This window comes from Limnobacter humi, from assembly GCF_024518835.1.
GTDB lineage: Bacteria > Pseudomonadota > Gammaproteobacteria > Burkholderiales > Burkholderiaceae_B > Limnobacter > Limnobacter humi.
In genome coordinates this window covers 110,806-131,371 of record NZ_JANIGO010000006.1, presented here as the reverse complement: position 1 = coordinate 131,371, position 20,566 = coordinate 110,806, and the positions used below count along the sequence as shown (strand labels likewise).

The window sequence follows — 20,566 nt, the reverse complement described above, 5'->3', positions numbered from 1 at the left end:
GTAAATCGTCGGTTTGCTAACACCGTGGCGTTTGGCCACTTCCACGACCGTGTCTTTGTCTGTTTCTCTCAGGATTCGAACAATCTGTTCATCACTGAATCGGGCTCGTTTCATGTCGTCTCTCACTGCGTTGAGAGACCATTGTAGTTAAGTCACGCTGGATCGAAAAATCCGGTGCAGGTCATGACGTATTTAGTTTTCCTACTCTCGGTAGCTAAACGTTTTCGGACTCCTCACAGAAGTCTCACTGTACAAACTAAATCCACGCTCCAACTTTGCCCCTCCATCGCGCGTTATAGGACGCCACAAGAAGTTCGCATTGCCCGGTATGCTCTTCGTGAAAAAAGCACCGAATGGAATGGTCACATAAATTCCCTTGTCAAAACTTCCCTCACCGAAATCAGCTGCGCTCACGTTTGTTCGCGTGGCGAATGCGCCCATGCGCACGCCATTGTTAAACTCCCGTGACAGATCCACCGTGACGCCCTTGTCACCGGCCAGGTACTGCCCTGCACTCACCGTTGCAAACAGGCCTTCATAGCCCGTGTCCCAATACGCAGTTACATTCCCTGTGTTCACTTGGTATGGTTGAAGCTTAAAGTTTTGCTCAAACGCACGCTGCCGCACGCGGTTAACATCCACGCCAACCGCCAAGGGGCTGCCAAATGGGCGGTATAAGTATTCGGCACCCGCACCAGCAAACATGTCTTCCAGCAAGCCGCCATACAATCCATAAAAATGGCCGTTGCCCAGGCTACCCATGTGCTTTAAGGTGAAGTTGGGAATGGTGAAGTTGGAAGTGATTGCATATTCCCGCAGGTTGGTGCGCACCTGTGGCAATGCACTGGCCCCCACCTGCTTGAACTTGGCAAAGTTGTCCACCAAGCGGTAGCTTAGCCGTGCATCTAGCCAAGTGCTGTCGGTGAAATTTAGTCGCGTGTCGTTGGCCAACGAGAACTGGTACAAATACCCGTCGGCCCCGCCCAGTATTTGGCGGTAGCCCAAAGAAAAAGTGTTTTTAAAACGCTCATTGGGCTTTTCGTACAGGGTTTTGTAGGGCAAGTGATAACCCTCTACCGCGGTTTGGTCAGGTTGTTCACCGTTGGCGGTTTCCAATGCATATTCGGTGCGGCGGGCAACAAACTTGTTGCGGTCAACCACATGTTGCCCCATGTCAACACCATTGCGCTCGTAGTCCAGCGTAAACCACTTGATGTTGGCGGGTAAATCTTGGTGCAACACCTCAGAAGCACGCTCCACCGTTTGGTTGTAATATGCCGCGCGGCCATTGCGCACATTCAACTTCACCTCGCTGCCCCGCTGCTCCACTTTATTTACATTCAGGTCTGTTTGCTGCTGCAGGGTTTGAAGGGTTTGCTTCCAGTCCACCGTGTTGGGGCGTGGCGTGGTGGTTACAGCCAAGGGCTTGGGGTCGCTCAGCTTGGCGGTGCTGAAGGTACTGAGGTTTTCAAACAGGCTGATGGCCACGCTGAGGGTGTTGCCCCGCTCAACCCCCACATGCCAATTCACCGAGTTGGAGGCTTTGTACACCACACCGTAATTGAACCGACTGTTTTGGGTTTGTGGGTTGGCCAAGGGTTCATTTTTGTAGTCGTTGCCGTCGTATTCCAGCTTGACGGTAAAGTTGTCCCACGGGGTGTGCCATTGCACGCCGCCGAATGGTGCAACACGGCCACGAAAAAAACTGGTTGTACCTAACTGCCCACCTTGCCCAACATTGGGGGCTGGACGGGTATCAAATTGATTGGCCAACAACCCCAGGGGGTTGCGCAAAATGCCTGACGAACCCAAATACCCCCATGCCAAACCCAAAGAGGTATCAAAGTCACCAAACCGTTTGTTGGCCACCAGGTATTCGCTGGAAAACAATGCTGTGCCGCCGATGTCATTTAAACCAACGGCCACCTGCGGCAGGTCAGCGGTTTCCTCCATCAAGCGCAGCTTGATATCGATGTTTTTGTCCAGGTATTTTTGGTTGCCACTAAAGTCCTGTGGACCAAACAGGCGGTTGGTAATTTTGGTATAGCGGAACCCACCCTCCAACCAATCGAAGGGCTGCAATATAAAGCTGTAGCGGCTGTAGGGCTCTACTCGGCTGGCCGTAATGCTGGCGCTTCCAGCTGGCCGCATGCGGGCTGTGGGGGTTTGCAACAAGCCCACCCAACCCCAAGTGCTACTGCTAATGGGTAAATCGCGAAGTGGGCTTACCGTTTGAGCCTGTGCAGACAATGCGCGAACACCCCCCACCGCTGGCGCTTGGCCCTGTGTGGCCATAAACTCAGCCACTTGCTGGGCCAATGGTGCGTTAACCGTACCTGTGCGTGGCACTGCCAATACCCAGGCGCCCGGCATGGGCACGGTTTGTTGGCGGGCATTCCACAAACCCACAGACAGGGGTACCACCTGCCCGGTGGGCTGCACCAACCACACTTGGTCAACAGCCTGGTCTGCCTGGCATGCTTGAACATACTGGGTTGCCTCAACGCCCGGCTGGTAAGCAACGGCACAGTAACCACGGCTGGATACCACACCCACTACCCTAGTGGGTGCCATGGTTTGTACTGCATCGCCCGGCTGTAGCCGTGGGTCCCAATTCGGTTTGAGGGCCAGTTCATCCGCATCCACCGACTTCAGCACCAAACGCCCTGTCACCGGCAAGCCATGTACCCATTGCAGCAACGCTGGCGGGGCGCTGGCCAGCGTTAGGTTGGTGATGAGTTGTGTTTTTTGCAACGCCTGAGCCTGAACCAAGGCCTGCCGATTGAGCAGGGTGGCGGGCAAGTAAACGCCTTTGATTTCAGCCAAGCCGGGAACCCACTGATTGCGGCGCAGAAAAACCGACAACCGTTCACCGGCTTGAATATTGAATGGAGTGGAAACGGCGGGCTCACTGGCTGAGCCCACTGGTGCAGCTGCATCATCGGCCTGCGCGTGACCTGCCCACAAAGCGCCAAACAACAGGATTAACAGGCGTGGCTGTGTTGAAGAAAGACGATGCCTGGGGAAGTTGGACATAACGGCTTAAAGATTACGTTGAGCGGTGCGCAGCAAATATTCCACGCACGTGTTGTTGGCCATGCAGAATTGACCGTAAACCAGCTGACCAGTGGTGGGGTCGGTGGCCACAATTTGAGTAAGGGGTAACAAGCTTTGAATGTGACTATTGCCCGCCGCCTGTGGCTGTTCTGCAAAACCTTGCCAAGCTTGAACCTGCAAACTGGAAACTTGTTGAGCCCGTTTATAGAGGGGTGTGTCAGCAACAACCACCGGGTTACTGGGCCACGGTTTCCACTGAACAGGCAAGCCATGCACACCTTGCGGGGGGAAGCTAAAAGCGGCACTGCTGGCCGTGTTGTTCATCCAAGTGGTCTGCACTTGGGTGGGCAATTGCGCAATACCGCTGGCCCCCATAAAAAAACCCGACTGGGTACGCAGCACCTGTTGCTGGGCACTGGCCCAGGTTTCCAGAAATTGGCCAGTACCGGGGGAAGGATCTACCTCGGCCAACACCAACAAGGCCGATGCTGTGCCGGTTTGTACTTCCAGATACCGGTAGGTGGGGTTGAGGGAAACGTTGCGGTAGCTGGGCGCTGTGGTGGACTGGTAATAGGCCTGAGCAACGTCAAACGCAGCGCCACCCACAGTGCTGCATGCAGTGATCAACAACACCAAACCGAACAATACAATACGCACGCGTGCTCCAGGTAAACACAATAAAAAAGGCCCCTTGCGGGGCCTTTGACTGCAAAATCACGAATTAACGTGTGGATGTTGCAGTGGAAGTTGCAGTGGCGTTGTCATTGTTGTTGGTTACGGCCACGGCAGCAGCAACACCCACAGCGATACCAGCCACGGCAGCGGCGCTAAGGCCACCCACGGCAGCACCACCGGCCACACCTGCACCTGCGCCCACACCACCGGCTGCACCACCGGCAGCCGTACCGCCCGCAGCGCCACCGCTGGCTTCAACGCCAGTTGCAGACTGGGCAAACGCAACACTGGTCATGGCCAACAGGGCCGCTGTCACCATCAATTTCTTCATGTTAATTTCCTCTTACGTAAGGTTTGTAAACGCGCGTTTACAGAAGGTACAACAAAAAAAACACTTTGGCAAAGAAACGGCGTACCGTGTAAGGGTTACGCTACAACACCCCACAACAACCTGGGTGCTGACATTTATTTGAAACGCCAGGCCTGCCTAAACTGCTGCCAGCGCTGCCGGGCTTCGTCCGTGCTTTGCGCATTGCGCAAAGCACCTTTTAACAGTGCGAGCAACACCGCCAAAAAGCCAGCACCCAACACTGCACCCAACACAATAAGCGCCCGTTTGGGTTTGCTTTTTCGTTCTGGTGGAGTGGCCACATCCAACTGCTGAACGTTGCCGCCGTCTTTGGCCTCATCGGCCTTGGCCAACTCGTACTGCTTGGCCATAATTTCAAAAATGGCCTCTTGGTACTTGACTTCCCGCAGGGCACGCACGTAAGCCAAGCCCTGGCTGGGCAGGTTACCGGCGTTAAGCAGCCCTACATCGGCGTTGCCGTTTTTACCGCCATCCCGAGCTTCCATTTTGGCCAACTCCGCTTTTAGGCCGGCCAATTCGGCTTGTACGCGTTGGTAATCGCTGTTTTGCTGGGTGGCAAAAGTACGCATGGCCCCCAATTGCACCTCACGCTGGGCGATTTCGGCCTTCAAACGAGCCACTGCTTGAATGGATGCTTCCGCCTGGGCTTTTAGCTCCACCAAACCGGTTTTTTCAGACACCTCTTTCAACTTGACCTCGGCCTCGGACAAATCCTGCTTGGCCTTTTGAAATTGGCCTTCGAAATACAGGCGGCGCTGTTGGGCCTCGGTAACGGCCACGCGGGTCATCAGCTTTTTCAGCACTTGGTAGTAGGCATTGGCCATATCAGCTGCGAATTTCGGGTCTTCGTCATCAACCTCGATGGTGATGACATTGCTTTTCTTGTCCGATGCAACCAAAACACGCTTTTCGAGCTCTTTGTAGGCGTCTTCGCGAAACTTGACGTCATACCGCTTCATGAGGTCGAACTGGTCGATGATCATGTCTCGGGCGCTGCGGCTGTTGAGCATGCTGACCACGGTTTCGCTGCTGCCACCCGGTGCGCTAATGCCAGCCAAGCCAGCCAACCCGCCCAGTGAAGCCAATGCAGCCGCAGCGGCCCCCCCTCCGCCCTGCTGGGGTGGAATCAAGGTGGTTTTGGCGGTAAACACCGGCGTTAGCAACAGGCTGACCACGATGGCCACCGCGCCCGCAACAGCTGGCAAGCCAAAAATCAGCTTTTTTTCCTGGCCCAGGGTGGTGGCCAATTCCAGCAGGCTGATTTCGTCGTCTTCAAGCATTTCAGGGGTTTGATTGGGGTTGTTCATGCTGCGCCCCTTACTTCTGCAGTGCGTTGACCGCTGCTGCGCCCAAGCCCACTTGATAGAAAATTTGGGAAATGTCCAGCAAGCCTTTCATGAACGACACCCGCTCAAAGTCTTCCGGCACGTAAATCACATCACCCGGCAAAGCCCGCTCGCCACGCAGGCCACTCACAAAAGGAATCCAGCCCTGCTGGGCGCTTTCCACCGTGCCGTTGGCGCGCAGCACAAAAATAGAGCCCGTGTCGGAGCTTTTGGCGGCGCCGCCAGCCAGGTTCAAATAATCAAACACGGTTTTGCCTTTTTGGTAGGCAAATGCACCTTGCGTGTATACCGAGCCATAAATGCCCACTTGACCGGGCACGGCAGGCACGGCCACCGTGTCGCCGTCTTCCAGCACCAGGGGCGGCAGTTCGGCAATTCGTGTAGCCTCCGGCTGCACATTCACAACAACCCGACCATCGGGCTTGGTGCCACGAAGACGGTCCAGGTAAGCACGCTGCTGCACGGCCTGGGCCTGCACGTTGGCTGCTTCAGCTGGGTTCAATGCCGATGCAGCATTTTTGTTGGTGGCTGCCAGCAGCAGGCGCTCGGCTTGGTCCAGCGCCTTTTGGAATTGCTCTTGCTGCTGCTTCAAAATGGATTTTCGCGTGACCTTGGTGCCAAACAGGAAGGCATTTTCAGTCAGGCCGCCGGCTTTGACCAACACGTCCCGCAGGGTTTCGCCGGGTGCCACCTGGTAATAACCGGGGGCTGATACTTCACCCGTCACCTTGATGAGCGCTGTTTTGCGGGTTTTCGGAATGTCGGCATCTTCCACACTGAAAATGGTGACCACATCCCCCGGTTGCAGGGCCAGGTTGTGTTCAGGGTCTTTGGCCATGGCCTTGCGCAGGTTGAAGGGCACCAGCACCGGCTTTAGTTCTTTGCGGTCCAGCCGTTCAATCACGGCATAGTCCCAATTGATGGAGGGCAACAGGTTGCGAATGGTGTCTTCAACCACCTCGAGCTTGGGGTCTTGCTGGTTTTTGTTTTCGTTGTTCTTTTCTGCGGATGGAGAACCCGATTCAACGGATGTGTTTTTCGGGAGGTCAACCTTTTCCTGCCGCAAACGCTCGCGAAACTTGGCCTGCTCCTCAAAGCTCAAGCTGTCGTACAGGCGCTTGTCAGTCAATAGCGCTTTGTCGTTCAAGTCCTTGTTGTAACCCACCAAGGCGCTTTTTTTACGGAAGTAATCTGGCCGAATCAGCGCGTCGGTGTTGGGCACCAAATCAGCAACCCGCATGCCGTCAAAGTATGGGTAACGGGCTGGGTCGGCCACATTGCCTTTGAGGGTCACGTCGTTGGAAAAGGCCAAGCGATTTTGGAACAGGGTCACAATGTCGCCGTCTTTCAACTTGGCCTCGGTTAGGGCACGGGCGTAAGCCAGTTGTTCAACCGCGCGGGGTGCCTGGGGGTTTGCTGCGTTGGTTTGCGCGCTAAAGCCCTCAATCAACACTTGGTCTTTCCGCAGGAAGGATTGGTCAACGCCGGAAATTTGCAACACGTCTTGCAGGGTTTCGCCCGGCTTGAGTTCAAAAATGGCGGCCGCAGGGCCTTCCACGTTCAAGGCAATGCGCGGGCCGGTAGCGCCCACATACACCACGTCGCCGGACTGCAGTTTGCGGTCGCCGCTGAGCTGGCCGTTGCGCAGCAGTTCATACAGGTCGAACTTGGCCACGGTTTCACCACCGCGGCGCAATTGCACATCCCGAAAACTGCCGTTTAAGCCTGGTTGTGCAACACCAAACAACACCGAGGCCAGCGTACTGGTGCTGGCAACGCGGTGCATGCCGGGCGCAAGCGCCTGACCAGCCACATAAATGCTGACCCCACCCAGCTTGCCCAACGAGGTACTGAGCTTGAAGTTCCGGAAGTATTTGCCCACCTGGTTGGACAAGTGTTGGTCGAGGTTACGCGCTTTAACGCCGGCCACCGGGAAAGTGCCCACCGAGGGAATATTGATTTGACCGTCCCGGTCGACCGTGGCGGTAACCGACACATCCACTGCCCCCCAAATACTGATGAAGAGCTCGTCGCCAGCGCCAATTTCATAGTCGGACGACACCGGCGTATTAAGGTCGTTCAGGTCGACTGTTTTTTGCAACACATTTTCGCCAAACAGGGGCAGCAGGCGGCCGGTGGTTTCCTGCACAAAGCGTTGGAAGGGGCCGATGGGCCGTTCAGGCAAGGGCTTGACCAGTGCAGCCTGGGTGGCCGTGTTTGAACTTGCCTTGCTGGTTTGGCCGCCGTTTAAACCACTGTTTGCCCCCGCAACACCACCCCGAGGCATGCGGTTGGTGTCCACACCTTGAGGATAATCGCCCAACGAATTGTTCCCCACCCCACCCTGCCCGGCAGCGCCTGCATTTTGCTGGGACATGTCCATGAACGGAAACGGCAACTGGCTTTGCTGAGCCTTGGCGGGTGCGCCCAGAACGCAGGCTGAGAATACAGCGGCCAGGGTAACAACACGGAGAGAACTGCGAATGGATTTCAACATGGGCTTGACGGAAAATGCGACCGCATGAAATGCGTGCAAGGGTTGTTTAGGCTGACAACAGCATAACGGCAATTGGCAGCCTTGTTGGCTTAGGGCCTTTCAGACAGTGCAGATTGATGGGCCTGCCTGCTGCGAAAAAACACACTGCCGCGCACCATGCGTTTGTAAACGCGCTGGTACACCGAGAAACTGAGCAACAACCAAGCCAAAACCATGAGCAAGCTATCGGGCCACGTGAGTGCACCCAGCATGGGCACGGCGGCATACACCCACATGAAGGGCGACGTGGCTGCATTTCGCTTCCAGGCTTTGGCACCCGGCATGATTTTGCGGGACACCAGCCGGCGGTACACCAAACTGTGAAGGTGAGAAGCATCGGGCGCGCCGGGGTTGTGCCGGCGGCGGCGGGATACACGGCGGTAAATGCTGAACAAGGTTTCAATGACCGGGTAACCACAGGCCAGCAGCATGGCCCAGGGGCTAACCTCGCCCGGGTTGCGGGCCACCAGCAGCACCGCCATCATGGCCACGTAATAACCCAGGCTGTAGGCACCTGCATCGCCCAGAAAAATAAACCCGCGCGGAAAATTCACCAGCAAAAAACCCAGCACCACGCCAGCACCCAGCAGGCACAACACCATGACCGTGGGGTCGGCCACTTCATACGCGATGAGGCCCAAGGTGCCCAGAATAAGCACCACCACACCACCGGCCAGGCCGTTGAAGCCGTCGATGATGTTGATGCTGTTGGACACGCCGGCCACCGCAAACGACGTGAACACCAGGGCGAAGGGTGCGAAGGTGAGGAGGAAATCAAGCCCTGGCACATCCACCTGGCGAATGGCCACACCCAAAAACAAAGCGGCTAGCAGCCCACTGGCCGCCGTGGCCAACAGGCGGATTTTGACGGACACGCGCTTGGTGAAATCTTCCATGAGGCCGATGCCAAAGGCCGGCATACCGGCTGCCAACAGCAAGGTGAGTGTTTGGTAAACACTGTTACCCAGCGCAGTGCCTGGCACATTGGCGTGCACCACGAGCAAGCCAACCAACAATGCCAAGCCGCCAATGCGGGGGGTTGGGGTGGTGTGGAATTTTTGAACGCCGGTGGAGCCATCAAGACTGAGCTCGCCATGCCAACGCTTGGTGGCCGCCAGAAAGGCGGCTGTGAAAAAAGCGCACAACAGGCCCAAGCCAGCCAGCGGCAGAAATTGAACAGTGATTTCCATACCCTTGTGTATTGCGTAGAATAATTATTTACATATTGCAAAATTTACTACCGGGCGATTGCAATGCGCTGAAACAAACCTGCAACTAATCAGCGGGTGATCAGTGTAGCACCAAAGGTGATGGCCTTGTATACCCGGTTCAAAGGTCAAATTGTCGGTAGAATTCGGCTGAAAATACCCAACATTTCAAACAATTTGGCGCTGCAACCATGACAGGAAACACACCCAAAAAAGGCATATTACTGGCGGGCGGCAGCGGCACACGCTTGTACCCTGCCACCCTGTCGGTGAGCAAGCAACTGATGCCGGTGTACGACAAACCCATGATTTACTACCCGCTGAGCACTTTGATGCTGGCAGGTTTGCGTGACATTTTGGTGATTTCGACCCCGCAAGACACCCCGCGTTTTCAACAACTGTTGGGTGACGGCCACAGGTGGGGGCTGCGCCTTGACTACGCCGTGCAAGCCGCGCCAGAGGGGCTTCCACAGGCCTACACCCTGGGTGAACGGTTTTTGAACGGATGCGGCAGTGTGATGGCGCTGGGTGACAATATTTTTTATGGCCACAACCTGGCTACCCAGCTGAAAGCCGCGGCAGATTTAACGGAAGGTGCCAGCTGTTTTGTCTACCCCGTGCAAGACCCGGAACGGTATGGCGTGGTGGAACTGGGTGCCGATGGAAAAGCCGAGTCGATTGAAGAGAAACCCGCCAAGCCACGCAGCCGCCTGGCCATGACTGGGCTTTACTTTTGTGATGAAAAAGCACCAGACATTGCACGCAACCTGAAACCAAGCTCACGCGGTGAGCTTGAAATAACGGACCTAATGAAGGTTTACATGGCCCGGGGTGAATTGACTGTGCAAGTGCTGGGGCGTGGCCATGCCTGGCTGGACACCGGTACGCACGACAGCCTGATTGAAGCCTCGCAATTTATTCAAACCCTGGAAAAACGCCAAGGCCTGAAAGTGGCCTGCCCAGAAGAAGTGGCTTGGCGCAATGGATGGATTGACGATGCACAACTGGAGGCCTTGGCCAAACCTTTTGCCAAAAGTGGTTACGGGCAGTACATGCTGGGCCTGCTAAAAGACAGTGTGCTGAGATGAACATTGTGCGACGTGAATTGGGTGGTGCCCTGCTGCTGAAGCCCACTGTGCACGCTGATAACCGGGGGTTTTTTTGTGAACTGTTCAACGAGCAGGCTTTTAAAGCACTAACCGGGCTGGACGTGCACTTTGTGCAAGACAACCAAAGTGTGTCCCACAAAGGCGTGTTGCGCGGCTTGCACTGCCAAACAGAACCACATGCGCAAGGAAAACTGATTCAGGTGGTGAGTGGTGCCACTCGAACTGTGGCGGTTGATTTAAGGCGTGACTCCCCGAGTTTTGGGCAATGGGCCGCGTTTGAGTTGAGCGGTGCCCGCCAGGAACTGCTGTGGTTACCGCCCGGATTTGCACATGGCTTTTATGTGTTGGAAGACAACACCCTGGTGCAGTACAAAGTGACCGACTACTGGAGCGCCGAACACGAGGTGGTGCTGAAGTGGGACGACCCCGCGCTTGGCATTGACTGGCAGTTTGACGGTGTGCCGGTGGTGAGTGAGAAGGACTCCGAGGGTATGTCATGGAAGTCTTTTGACTGCTGACTCAGCTCACAAAAAGAATGGTGCTTCGACGTACTAATCCGCCCCGAACAAATCACGCGGGTGAATCGCCCCGAGTTAACTAGACACTCGTTGGCCTCGTTAAAAATTGATTTTCAAAATCCACAGGCGACATGCCGTTGGTGAATGAGTGCCTGCGCTTTCGATTGAAAACACCTCGATGTAATCGAAGATTTCTTCTCGAGCCTGATTTCTGGTGTCAAAGGTTCGGCGTCGAATTCTTTCGCGCTTGAGCAGTTGAAAGAAGCTTTCTGCCACCGCATTGTCGTGGCAGTTTCCTCGGCGGCTCATGCTGCACACCAGCCTGTTGGTGGTCAAAAAGTCCTGCCACTCTTTGCTGGTGAACTGGCAACCTTGGTCAGAATGCACAATCACCTGCTGCTTGGGTTTACGTCTCCAAACCGCCATCAGCAAAGCGTTGATAACCAGTTCAGTGTCGATTCTTGAGCCCATTGACCAACCCACTACTTGTCTTGAGAACAAATCAATCACCACGGTCAAATACAACCAGCCCTCGTGGGTGCGGATGTAAGTGATGTCAGCAACCCAGGCCTGATTGGGCTGGTGCACTGTGAAGTTCTGCTCAAGACGATTCGGTGCAGCCTGTGCCACGGCACCAGAACGCATGTAAGGCCTTCGGTTGTAGCCACGCTGCGAAGCAAGCTTGGCTTGCTTCATCAGTTTGTACACGCGGTGTTTGCCGCACTTGGTGCCAATGTCGCGAAGGTCGTCAGCCACGTTGCGATAGCCATAAATGGAACCGCTTTCCAACCAGCTTTGTTTAATCAAGCCAAGCAGCTTGGTGTCCTGTTTCTGGCGCTTCGATTCTGGATTGGCCTGTCATACGTAATAGCCACTACGGTTCACATTCATCACCTTGCACAGGGTTCTAACAGCGTGATTGGGTTCTTCCCTGGCAATGAATGCGTACCTCACCTTGACTGGCTGGCAAAGTACGCGGCGGCCTTTTTTAAGATGTCGCGCTCCTCGGTAACTTTGCGAAGTTCAGCCTGCAGGCGCTTGACCTCCTCTTCGGCGGCAGATACTTCGATAGGTTTCTTGAACTCCTTCAGCCAGGCATACAGGCTATGGGTTGACACACCGAGCGCGGCAGAGACCTCGGCCACGGGGCGGCCTCGGTCAACAATTTGACGGATGGCTTCTTGACGGAATTCTTCGGTGAATTGAATCTTGGGCATTGCACATTTCTCCTGGCACGTATTGTGAGGATAAAAAGTGCCTAGGGAAAGCGGGGCGATTCAGCCAACTCATAGAAATATCGAGAAATCCCACCGTACGGTTGCCCAGAAAAAATCTGATAATCAAATACGATTCGCATTCCTAGATGGTTCCGATCAATTTCTGGTGGTCTGGTGTGGTAAGGGAACCAATACTCCTTGAAATAAAAGGAACCAATATTCGTGACCAAATGGGATGCGTTGCGAACGCGAATTTCCACCAACTCAACGGCTGACGGGAAAATGCATGGATACCGTTTGCACTGATGACATACAAACCCAGGCGATGGGCGATGGCTTCCAAGGTTCTCTGCTGGAAGAAGCCAATATGTTGCCCAGTTGGAAACGCGTAGTACCACCATTTGTCGGGCTGGGGCGGCCCGCCTGAATACAACTCAGTGGTAAAAATGAATAAATCGGCGTTCACAGAGGCGATGGCCTCTTCCACAAACGATACAGGATCAACCAGATGCTCCATGACTTCCATTGCAGTAACCGCATAACAGTTACCCATTTCACGCTGGTATTCAAAACCCTTGGCAAGAATATTTTCGCAGTATTTGTCTGACCAGAAAAAATTAAATCCAATGTCTCTCATCATTCGGGTCAAGGTGCCATATCCACCAGCTGCATCCAAATAAATGTTTTGAGACTGTTTAGTATCGACCACAAAATACAAAATTCCCGCAACCTTCGCCGCTATGGATATGTTACGTCGAATAAGCCCGGTATCTGCATCAGCAATAGCCGATGAGTAAGCCTCCTCAAGCCAATGCGGATTGTGTGCTCGCAAAAAACCACACTGAGGACAATGCTCGAAATCGGCGTCATACTTCCGCATGACTTTTGTTGAAAACACTATTTCGAGCGCTGCATTACATATAGGACAATCCATTTCTTCCTCTAGATCCGAAGATTTCAATTAATTAAACGCTGATGCGTTTGGTACGGAATAAATAAATATATGGCAAGGCTACCAGCAGAAGATAGGCACAAATATTGGCAAACACAAGGCCTTCAATACCGTAGTGATATGTCAACGAAATTTTTAAAGGCAATACAATGAGCGCAAACAGAGAAGAAATGATGACCTGATATCGAATGACACCGATACCATTCAAAAATATTCCAAGTGCATTACCAACCGACTCAATGACGGTCCACATCGCGTACAACACAATAAAAACAACACCAAGCTGCACGGTAGATTTGGACAGGTGCTGAATAGCCCATGGCGCAGCACAAGCCACCAGTAAAGCCATAGTGCTTGCAAAGCCTAGCGTAATAAGCAAGCTTCTTTGAAATAATTGACGGACGTAAGCGAGATTGCCTTGGGCATGTGCATTTGCGTAAGCGGGCCAAAGCGGTGCATTAATGATACTTAAAGGCTGCGATACAAATTGAAACAACCGCTGTGCAATTGCAAAAGCAGCAACACCGCCAACACCTACAATCGATGAGATGACCAGAGTATCCGCCCCCCAACCGACCATTGCGGCAATTTGAAGAATCAAAAACAACCCCCCTACTGAAAGCACCGGCCATCCATGCTCGCGAACAGATCGAGTTACACAGCGAGGATCATAAATACCTTTGTAGAGTTGACGGGCAAAAATCAAAAACCCAGATGCACAGACAGGTAACAATGTGATGGTTAACAACACATCAACATCCATTTTTTTCTGAGCTGCGAAATGCAGTAAAAGAATGGCTAACAAGGCGAGCAAAATGTTTAATGTGTTTGCCCGATAAGCCTTTTGCATACCTGCATGCGCTCGCAAAACAGCATTGGAAAAAAGCTGAACAGCAAATAAGGCATAGAAAACAAGCAAAGCGTGCTCAGCCTCAGCAAGCACAGCCGGATTGACAGTCTTGAAAACAAGTTCCCAGGGAATGAATTGATCAGCAACTCTGAGAATGAAGTACACCAGTAGCGCAAGAGCTGCCATGACAGACAAACCGCCGGTGTAAGCCTCGACTAACAACTGTCGAGGGCCAACATAAGCCTTCGATATTTGATTTGTTAATGCGTTACCAACACCCAAATCCATGAATGACAGTACAACACTTAAGCTTAAGACGGTCATCCAGACACCGAAGCGCTCAGTACCTAAGTATGGTAATGTCCATGAAATGCCTGCAAAAACAAGCAACATGGAAGTTCCTTTGCTGGCCGCATTGGTTAACATCGACAACAGTGCCACTCGATTGCGCTCGCGATCTATTCCGGCAGGCGTGCTGAGATCGAATGGTTTCAATCGAAAGTATTGGCGCAATCGAGTTAGTAGTTGTCTTGCCATGGCTTGGGTAAACACCGATTGAGCTTGGTGACTTGAAGAAGTGCTGGAATATAGCTCCGTCTCAAGAAAGAATATGCACGCAAAGCAATATCGGAAAACGAATTGGTCGCATATCTTCCCAGAGGTGAGAGGCGTATCAGGGCCGGAAAGCAAATTCAAATCCAAGTTTTGAGCTAAGACGACAGAGTCGCCTCCGAATTTAAGATGTGCATTTGCCCATGGGTGATCCTTCCTTACGAGTTTACATCAATACACCAGGTCAACAATTAAACGCAAAAAAGCGGTGCATCCGATCAAATTAAGTTTTAAATGTCGACTTACCCGAACGTATTTTTGGTCAATCCGCAATTTTCTCATCAGAGTGCATCCATGCTCGCCGCCATGATGCTCACCCCTAGACCTGTACCAATCTCGAAAAACCCCATAGTTTGAAGCTTAAACATACACGCGAGGTGGGTTGGCTTCACGAACGGCCTCCAACACCCATTAGGTCAGCTCTGGAGGGTTAAATACCAGCATTCGAACAGCATTTGGGTGGGCATAGGTGGAATGAACAGTGGCAGTAGCTCGATTTTAACGTGCGAGGACGTAAAAGGTTTGCAGGTTGTCCTTAATTTCATCGAGAGGCGTCTCTGTTTGATGAAATCAAAGACTGGGCAAGCTGAAGTGCTTTAACATCAAGCCCATTGCTGACCGCTGACAAATAGCCCACGACCTTGACCTCAGAACAACTCACCAACCTGCCCCGCCCAGTCAAGCAATCTGTTGTGATGCTGCTGGACATTGCGTTGGGTGTACTGGCCACCTGGCTGGCCTTTAGCCAGCGCATTGACGGCCTTCACGTACCCAAGGGCAATGAATGGATACCGTATTGGCTGGGGCCCATGCTGGCGCTGCCAATTTTCATTCATTTTGGGCTGTACAGAGCCATATTCCGCTACACCGACCTGGCTGCACTCAAACAGATCATGAAGGCCATTGGGGTGTATGCCGGCGGGTATACCGCTTGGCTATTGCTGTTCCATGTGAACCCCCTGCCCCGTTCGCTGGGCGTGCTGCAGCCGCTGATTCTGGTGGCCTTTGTGACGGGCTCGCGCATGTTCGCAAGGTTTTGGTTACTGTCAGCCCGGGTGGACCCACGCCTGCGCCTGCTGCGCCGGCGTTTGCTGATTGTGGGTGCCGGCGATGAGGCCATTCGCCTGTCTGAAGCCCTGAAAACCTCGCCGGAATACCTGCAACTGGGTTTTGTGGATGACGATCCACAGTTGGTGGGCCGCAATATGCTGGGCCACCGGGTGTTTTCAGGCGAACAGCTTCGGGATGTGATTGTGAATTACGAAGTGTCGGACCTGGTGATTGCCCTGGGTGCAGGTTCGGACGGCAAGCGCAAGCAAATTATTGAGCACTGCCAGGGCCTGCCGGTGCACATTCAAACCGCTGGGCTGACCCTGGGCGACCAGCATGCCTCCATTCGCGAACTGGACATTGACGACTTGCTGGGCCGTGGCCATGTACCACCAGATGTGGAACTGCTGAACCGCAAAAACCATGGGAAAGTGGTGGTGGTGACCGGTGCGGGCGGCAGCATTGGCTCGGAATTGTGCCGGCAGGTGCTGGCCACCCGCCCCAGCCGCCTGGTGCTGCTGGAAAACAACGAGTTTGCCTTGTACAGCATTCACCATGAGCTGGAACAGCGGGTGAACAGCTTTTACCGAGGGGTTGAGTTGTCGCCGATTTTGGGCGATGTGCGGGACGCCAACCGCCTGCGTGAGGTGTTTGCAGTGGTGAAGCCCGACACTGTTTACCATGCGGCGGCCTACAAACATGTGCCCCTGGTGGAGTTGAACCCGTTTGAGGGCGTACGCAACAATTTTTTGGGTACACGGATTACCGCACAAGTGGCGGCCGAAACCGGCGTGGCCGATTTTGTGCTGATTAGCACCGACAAGGCTGTGCGGCCCACCAACATCATGGGGGCCAGCAAACGACTGGCTGAATTGGCCTTGCAGGCACTGGCGGCCAAACCGGGTGTGCACACCCGATTTTGCATGGTGCGATTTGGGAATGTATTGGGCTCCAGTGGTTCTGTGGTGCCCTTGTTTCGACAACAAATTGCCAAGCTAGGCCCTGTCACCATTACCCACCCGGAGGTGACGCGCTACTTCATGACCATTCCGGAAGCGGCTCAACTGGTGATTCAGGCAGGTGCCATGGCCCAAGGTGGCGAGGTGTTTGTGCTGAACATGGGGGAGCCCATTCGCATTCTGGATTTGGCCATTCGGATGATCAAACTGGCGGGCTACACCCCAAAGATGAGCGCCAGCGCCGACGGGGACATTGAAATTCGCGTCACTGGTTTACGACCCGGCGAAAAGCTGTACGAGGAATTGTTGATAGGACACAACCCCCAACCAACGGACCATCCGAAAATCATGAAGGCACACGAGGTCCATTTGCCCGATGAGGCTGTAGAACAAGAGGTGGCCGCATTTCAGCAGATCATGAACAACCGGGATGTGCCCGCATTGAAACAGTTGCTGCTGCGCTTGGTGGATGGGTATCAACCCGAGGCTGATACCCACAATGCCCTACTTCAAAATGGCCAAAAAAGTTCGGAGAATGATGCGCAGATCGAGCAGTAAGCTTTGCTGCTCTACATACTGCACACAGTACTTTAACTTGGCCGGCATGACCTCGTGAATGTAGGTGTGTTCCGGGTTGCTGCTTTGGCCCAACAATTCACTTTCGCTTCGGTATTCAATGGACGCCAGGTCAGTAATGCCAGGGCGAACCGACAGCACGGTTTTTTTAATGTCTGCAGGGTAAAGGGCCACGTATTTGGGCACCTCGGGCCGAGGGCCGACAATGCTCATGCTGCCCAGCAATACATCCAGCAACTGCGGCAATTCGTCGAGCTTGTAATGGCGGAGAAACCCGCCGATGCGGGTGATGCGATGGTCATTGCCGACGGTGATTTGAGGCCCCAGGCTGGGTGCCTGCACGGTCATGGTTCGAAATTTGTGAATGCGAAACGGCACACCGCCACGCCCGATTCGTTCCTGGCGAAAAAAGACGGGGCCCGGTGAGTCGCGCTTGATGAGCACGGCAATGGCGACCAGCACGGGCGACAGCAGCACCAAGCCTGCCAGGCTGGCGAGAATGTCAAACAGGCGCTTAGGCATGGGCAAACACGGCGTGCATGGCAGCAATCACGCGGTCCACATCGGCGTCGGTCATTTTTGAGTACAGCGGGATGGACAACATGCGTTCATAGGCTTTTTGACTGACCGGGAAATCGCTCGCCTTGAGGGCATAGCGGTCGCGCCAGTAAGGCTGCAAGTGCAGCGGAATGTAATGCACGCTGCAACCAATGCCCTGTGCGTACAAGGCCTCGACCACGTCGTCGCGGGTTTTGGGGGTGTGGTCGGCCAGACGCACCACGTACAGGTGCCAGGCGTGCAAACCATTGGGGCCCGCATGTTCCGGCAACACCAATGGCAGGTCGGCCAAAGCTTCTGAATACCGATTGGCGATGGCCTCGCGGCGCCGCTGAAACTGACTGGACTTTTTCAGCTGATGAATGCCGATGGCAGAGGCAATGTCGGTCAGGTTGTATTTGAAGCCAGGGGCTACCACCTCGTAATACCAGCTGGGTGTTTTGGCGGTGAAGCGGTCGAACACATCCCGATTGATGCCATGCAGGCGCATGGTTTTTGCGCGGGCAATCAACTCGGGATGGCGCGACACCACCATGCCGCCTTCACCGGTGGTCATGGTTTTGTTGGCGTAAAAACTGAACACGGCGGCATCGCTGTTGAATTTGCCGACAGCCACGCCGTTGTGCAGGGTGGGGAACGCATGGGCTGCATCCTCCACCACCCTGAGGTTGAATTCCTGAGCGAATGCCAGCAGCGCGGGCATGTCCACCGCCAAACCGGCGTAGTGCACCGGCATGATGGCCTTGGTGCGGGCAGTGACCGCCTTGCGGGCTGCTTGCAGGTCGATATTGAGGCTGCCCGGCAGCACGTCCACCAACACCACATCGGCACCCATGTAACGCACCACTTCGGCGGTGGCGGTGAAGGTGTGCGTGGGAACAATGACCTCATCACCAGGGCCTATGCCCAAGGCCTCCAGGGCCAGGTGCAAACCGGCAGTGGCCGAGTTGACAGCGATGGCCTGAACCGGGGGTAAATCCGGGTTCATGGCATTGAGAACGGCTTCAAAGTCTTGCTCAAACTGGCGGGTTTTGGGGCCAGTGGTGAGCCAACCGGAACGCAGGCAGGTGGCCACTTCCTGAATTTCTTCCTCGCCGATTTCAGGCAGGGCAAAGGGCAAAAAGGGCAAGGCGCTCATGGCTGGATTCGAAGTAAATATCGGTTAAGTATACGATTGGGTGGCCGTTTGCAGGTGCCTGCCAATTGGAAGCCGCACTCCAGGTAAAAAGTATTGGCCTTGGTGTTGTTGCTTTGGTCGGTGGTGAGGTAAACCGCGGGGCAACCGTGCTGGGCTGACCAGGCCACAAAAGCGGCCACCAACTGGCGCCCCAGCCCTTGCCGGTGTGCTTGCGGGTGCACACCCAGGCTGCTGAGCAAAGCAGCGTTGGGAAGGTCTGGCAGGGTTTCGCCCCGATAAAACAGGGCCGACCACAATTTGATGGCCACCAGCGACGGCCTGCGACACAGCGGCCACACGGCGGCCAGTCCAAAGCGAAACCATTGCTTGCGCAAGAGTTGCCCGAAAAACCCCTGCGGCTGCGCGGTGCCCGCCACAAAGCCAAGCACATCGCCTTGGGCATTCACCGCCACATAAACCATGCCTTGCGCGGACTGCAAAAAACCGAGGTAGAGCAGGCGCAGAAACGGGCGCCCCATCAGGGTGAGAAAAAAGCCCGGAAAGGCTTGAATGTGGACATCCACAATGGCGGGTATGTCGGCCAAATGGGCGGGGCGTATGGTGGTCATGTCAGGATTTGCCGGAACAGTGTTTCGTACTCGGTACAGACCGCCCTGCGGCTGTATCGAGTTTCCAGGTACAAGCGGCCCTGCAGGCCCATGCGGCCTGCAGCGCTTGGATCGCCGAGCAGCTGTTGTACCGCTTGGGCCAGGGCATTTGCATCACCGGCAGGCACCACCCAACCACATTCAGCATCATCGACCAGGCGGGCCGTTTCGCTGTTGGCATCCACACTGGCCAGCACTGGTTTGCCAGCAGCCATGTACCCCAGCACTTTGCTGGGCACTGAATAGGTGCCTTTGCCAGGCAACAAACTCACCAAGGACAACGCCGCACAATTTTGCACCGCATTGAGTTGCGCCCGGGGTTGAAAGGGCAAAAAATAAATGTGGCTCATGCCGTGAGCCTGACGCTTCAGATCGGCAAGCACCGGGCCTTCACCCACAAACAGCCATTGAACGCCGGGCAACTGCCGGGCAGCGTCGATGACAACCTGAGCCCCGGATACATGGCCGATGGTACCCGCGTACAGCACCACAGGCTTGTTGGGATTTAAGCCATGTGATGTTAAAAATGCAGCACCAGCCGCCGGATCGGGATGAATTTCATCCACATCAATCCAGTTGGGAATGACAGCCACCGGCTGCACAGCGCCATGGCTACGCACATGCTGTTTGAAACCGTCGCAAATGACAGCCAAGGCGTCAGCACCGGCATACGCCTTGCGTTCCATCCATTTGAGTAGGCGAATAACGACGGGGTTACGCACAAGACCGAGATCGATGACGACATCGGGGTGTAGGTCTTGCACATTGAAAATCAGCTTGAAACCACGCAGCTTGGCGACCCACAACAACATGACACCCACCGGTAGCGGCTGCAGCACGGCAAACACCAAGGCTGGCTTGGGGCAGGTGAGCAAGTAGAGGAAGGCCCGCAGCACGAACGACAAAAAATTGAGCGCCCGTGTGAGCAAGCTGCGACGTTCGGATGTGAACAGCCACAACCGCGTGATGGTGATGTTGTTTGGTTGTTCAACCAACCGCCACTGCTTGGCATACGGCGGTTGAACACGGCCTGTGGGGTGGTTGGGAAAACCGGTAACAACCTCCACCTGAAAACCGGTCGTGGACAGGTGTTCGCCCAATTCCTTGAGCATGTAGCCAATTGGCGCATGCTCGGGTGGAAACCATTGGGACAATATCAGAATGCGGCGCTGGGGTTCTGGTGACATG

Annotated in this window: 16 protein-coding genes and 1 pseudogene; 3 read left to right on the top strand and 14 right to left on the bottom strand. The window is 54.6% G+C overall.

Annotation, left to right across the window (positions count from 1 at the left end):
* The 7 genes from NQT62_RS14980 to NQT62_RS14950 form a co-directional block, all read right to left on the bottom strand.
* Positions 1 to 114 (bottom strand): transposase (locus NQT62_RS14980; RefSeq protein ID WP_256765418.1); only part of this gene is annotated, 114 nt, incomplete at its 3' end.
* Positions 115 to 201: 87 nt separating this feature from the next.
* Positions 202 to 3,036, bottom strand: coding sequence for a YjbH domain-containing protein (locus tag NQT62_RS14975; RefSeq protein ID WP_256765548.1), 2,835 nt, complete (start codon positions 3,034 to 3,036; stop codon positions 202 to 204).
* Positions 3,037 to 3,042: 6 nt separating this feature from the next.
* The gene (locus NQT62_RS14970) at positions 3,043 to 3,714 is read right to left on the bottom strand and encodes a hypothetical protein (RefSeq protein WP_256765547.1); all 672 of its coding nucleotides are present in this window, start codon (positions 3,712 to 3,714) and stop codon (positions 3,043 to 3,045) included.
* A gap of 64 nt (positions 3,715 to 3,778) precedes the next feature.
* Positions 3,779 to 4,063, bottom strand: coding sequence for a hypothetical protein (locus tag NQT62_RS14965; RefSeq protein ID WP_256765546.1), 285 nt, complete (start codon positions 4,061 to 4,063; stop codon positions 3,779 to 3,781).
* A gap of 134 nt (positions 4,064 to 4,197) precedes the next feature.
* Positions 4,198 to 5,409, bottom strand: a complete 1,212-nt coding sequence (locus tag NQT62_RS14960) for a GumC family protein (protein ID WP_256765545.1) — start codon at positions 5,407 to 5,409, stop codon at positions 4,198 to 4,200.
* Between the two features lie 10 nt (positions 5,410 to 5,419).
* Entirely contained in the window at positions 5,420 to 7,945 is a 2,526-nt protein-coding gene (locus NQT62_RS14955; protein ID WP_256765544.1) for an SLBB domain-containing protein, read from the bottom strand.
* A gap of 89 nt (positions 7,946 to 8,034) precedes the next feature.
* On the bottom strand, positions 8,035 to 9,174 hold the full coding sequence (locus tag NQT62_RS14950; protein ID WP_256765543.1) for an MraY family glycosyltransferase: 1,140 nt from the start codon (positions 9,172 to 9,174) through the stop codon (positions 8,035 to 8,037).
* A 209-nt stretch (positions 9,175 to 9,383) separates the two neighbouring features.
* Here NQT62_RS14950 and rfbA point away from each other — a divergent pair, with 209 nt between their 5' ends.
* A complete protein-coding gene (rfbA, locus tag NQT62_RS14945; protein WP_256765542.1) occupies positions 9,384 to 10,280 on the top strand; it encodes a glucose-1-phosphate thymidylyltransferase RfbA in 897 nt (298 codons plus the stop codon).
* The gene (rfbC, locus tag NQT62_RS14940) at positions 10,277 to 10,819 is read left to right on the top strand and encodes a dTDP-4-dehydrorhamnose 3,5-epimerase (protein WP_256765541.1); all 543 of its coding nucleotides are present in this window, start codon (positions 10,277 to 10,279) and stop codon (positions 10,817 to 10,819) included. The genes rfbA and rfbC overlap by 4 nt, the downstream gene beginning before the upstream one ends.
* Before the next feature lie 79 nt (positions 10,820 to 10,898).
* Here rfbC and NQT62_RS14935 read toward each other — a convergent pair.
* The 3 genes and pseudogenes from NQT62_RS14935 to NQT62_RS14925 all read right to left on the bottom strand — a co-directional run bounded on the left by NQT62_RS14935 (position 10,899) and on the right by NQT62_RS14925 (position 14,375).
* Positions 10,899 to 12,036 (bottom strand): annotated as a pseudogene (locus NQT62_RS14935) (IS3 family transposase).
* 142 nt (positions 12,037 to 12,178) lie between these two features.
* Entirely contained in the window at positions 12,179 to 12,916 is a 738-nt protein-coding gene (locus tag NQT62_RS14930) for a class I SAM-dependent methyltransferase (RefSeq protein WP_256765540.1), read from the bottom strand.
* 85 nt (positions 12,917 to 13,001) lie between these two features.
* Positions 13,002 to 14,375, bottom strand: coding sequence for a lipopolysaccharide biosynthesis protein (locus NQT62_RS14925; RefSeq protein WP_256765539.1), 1,374 nt, complete (start codon positions 14,373 to 14,375; stop codon positions 13,002 to 13,004).
* Positions 14,376 to 15,091: 716 nt separating this feature from the next.
* Between NQT62_RS14925 and NQT62_RS14920 the strand changes: the two genes are divergently transcribed.
* Positions 15,092 to 17,017: a polysaccharide biosynthesis protein gene (locus NQT62_RS14920; RefSeq protein WP_306173707.1), complete on the top strand. Its 1,926-nt coding sequence runs from the start codon at positions 15,092 to 15,094 to the stop codon at positions 17,015 to 17,017.
* Here NQT62_RS14920 and NQT62_RS14915 read toward each other — a convergent pair.
* Genes NQT62_RS14915 through NQT62_RS14900 form a run of 4 tightly spaced genes read right to left on the bottom strand, consistent with a single transcriptional unit; the run spans position 16,964 to position 20,565 of the window.
* Positions 16,964 to 17,557: a sugar transferase gene (locus tag NQT62_RS14915; protein WP_256765538.1), complete on the bottom strand. Its 594-nt coding sequence runs from the start codon at positions 17,555 to 17,557 to the stop codon at positions 16,964 to 16,966. The genes NQT62_RS14920 and NQT62_RS14915 overlap by 54 nt on opposite strands.
* Positions 17,550 to 18,731, bottom strand: coding sequence for a DegT/DnrJ/EryC1/StrS family aminotransferase (locus NQT62_RS14910; protein ID WP_256765537.1), 1,182 nt, complete (start codon positions 18,729 to 18,731; stop codon positions 17,550 to 17,552). The genes NQT62_RS14915 and NQT62_RS14910 overlap by 8 nt, the downstream gene beginning before the upstream one ends.
* Positions 18,728 to 19,339: a GNAT family N-acetyltransferase gene (locus NQT62_RS14905; protein ID WP_256765536.1), complete on the bottom strand. Its 612-nt coding sequence runs from the start codon at positions 19,337 to 19,339 to the stop codon at positions 18,728 to 18,730. The genes NQT62_RS14910 and NQT62_RS14905 overlap by 4 nt, the downstream gene beginning before the upstream one ends.
* Positions 19,336 to 20,565, bottom strand: a complete 1,230-nt coding sequence (locus NQT62_RS14900) for a glycosyltransferase family 4 protein (protein ID WP_256765535.1) — start codon at positions 20,563 to 20,565, stop codon at positions 19,336 to 19,338. The genes NQT62_RS14905 and NQT62_RS14900 overlap by 4 nt, the downstream gene beginning before the upstream one ends.
* Between the last annotated feature and the right edge of the window lies 1 nt (position 20,566).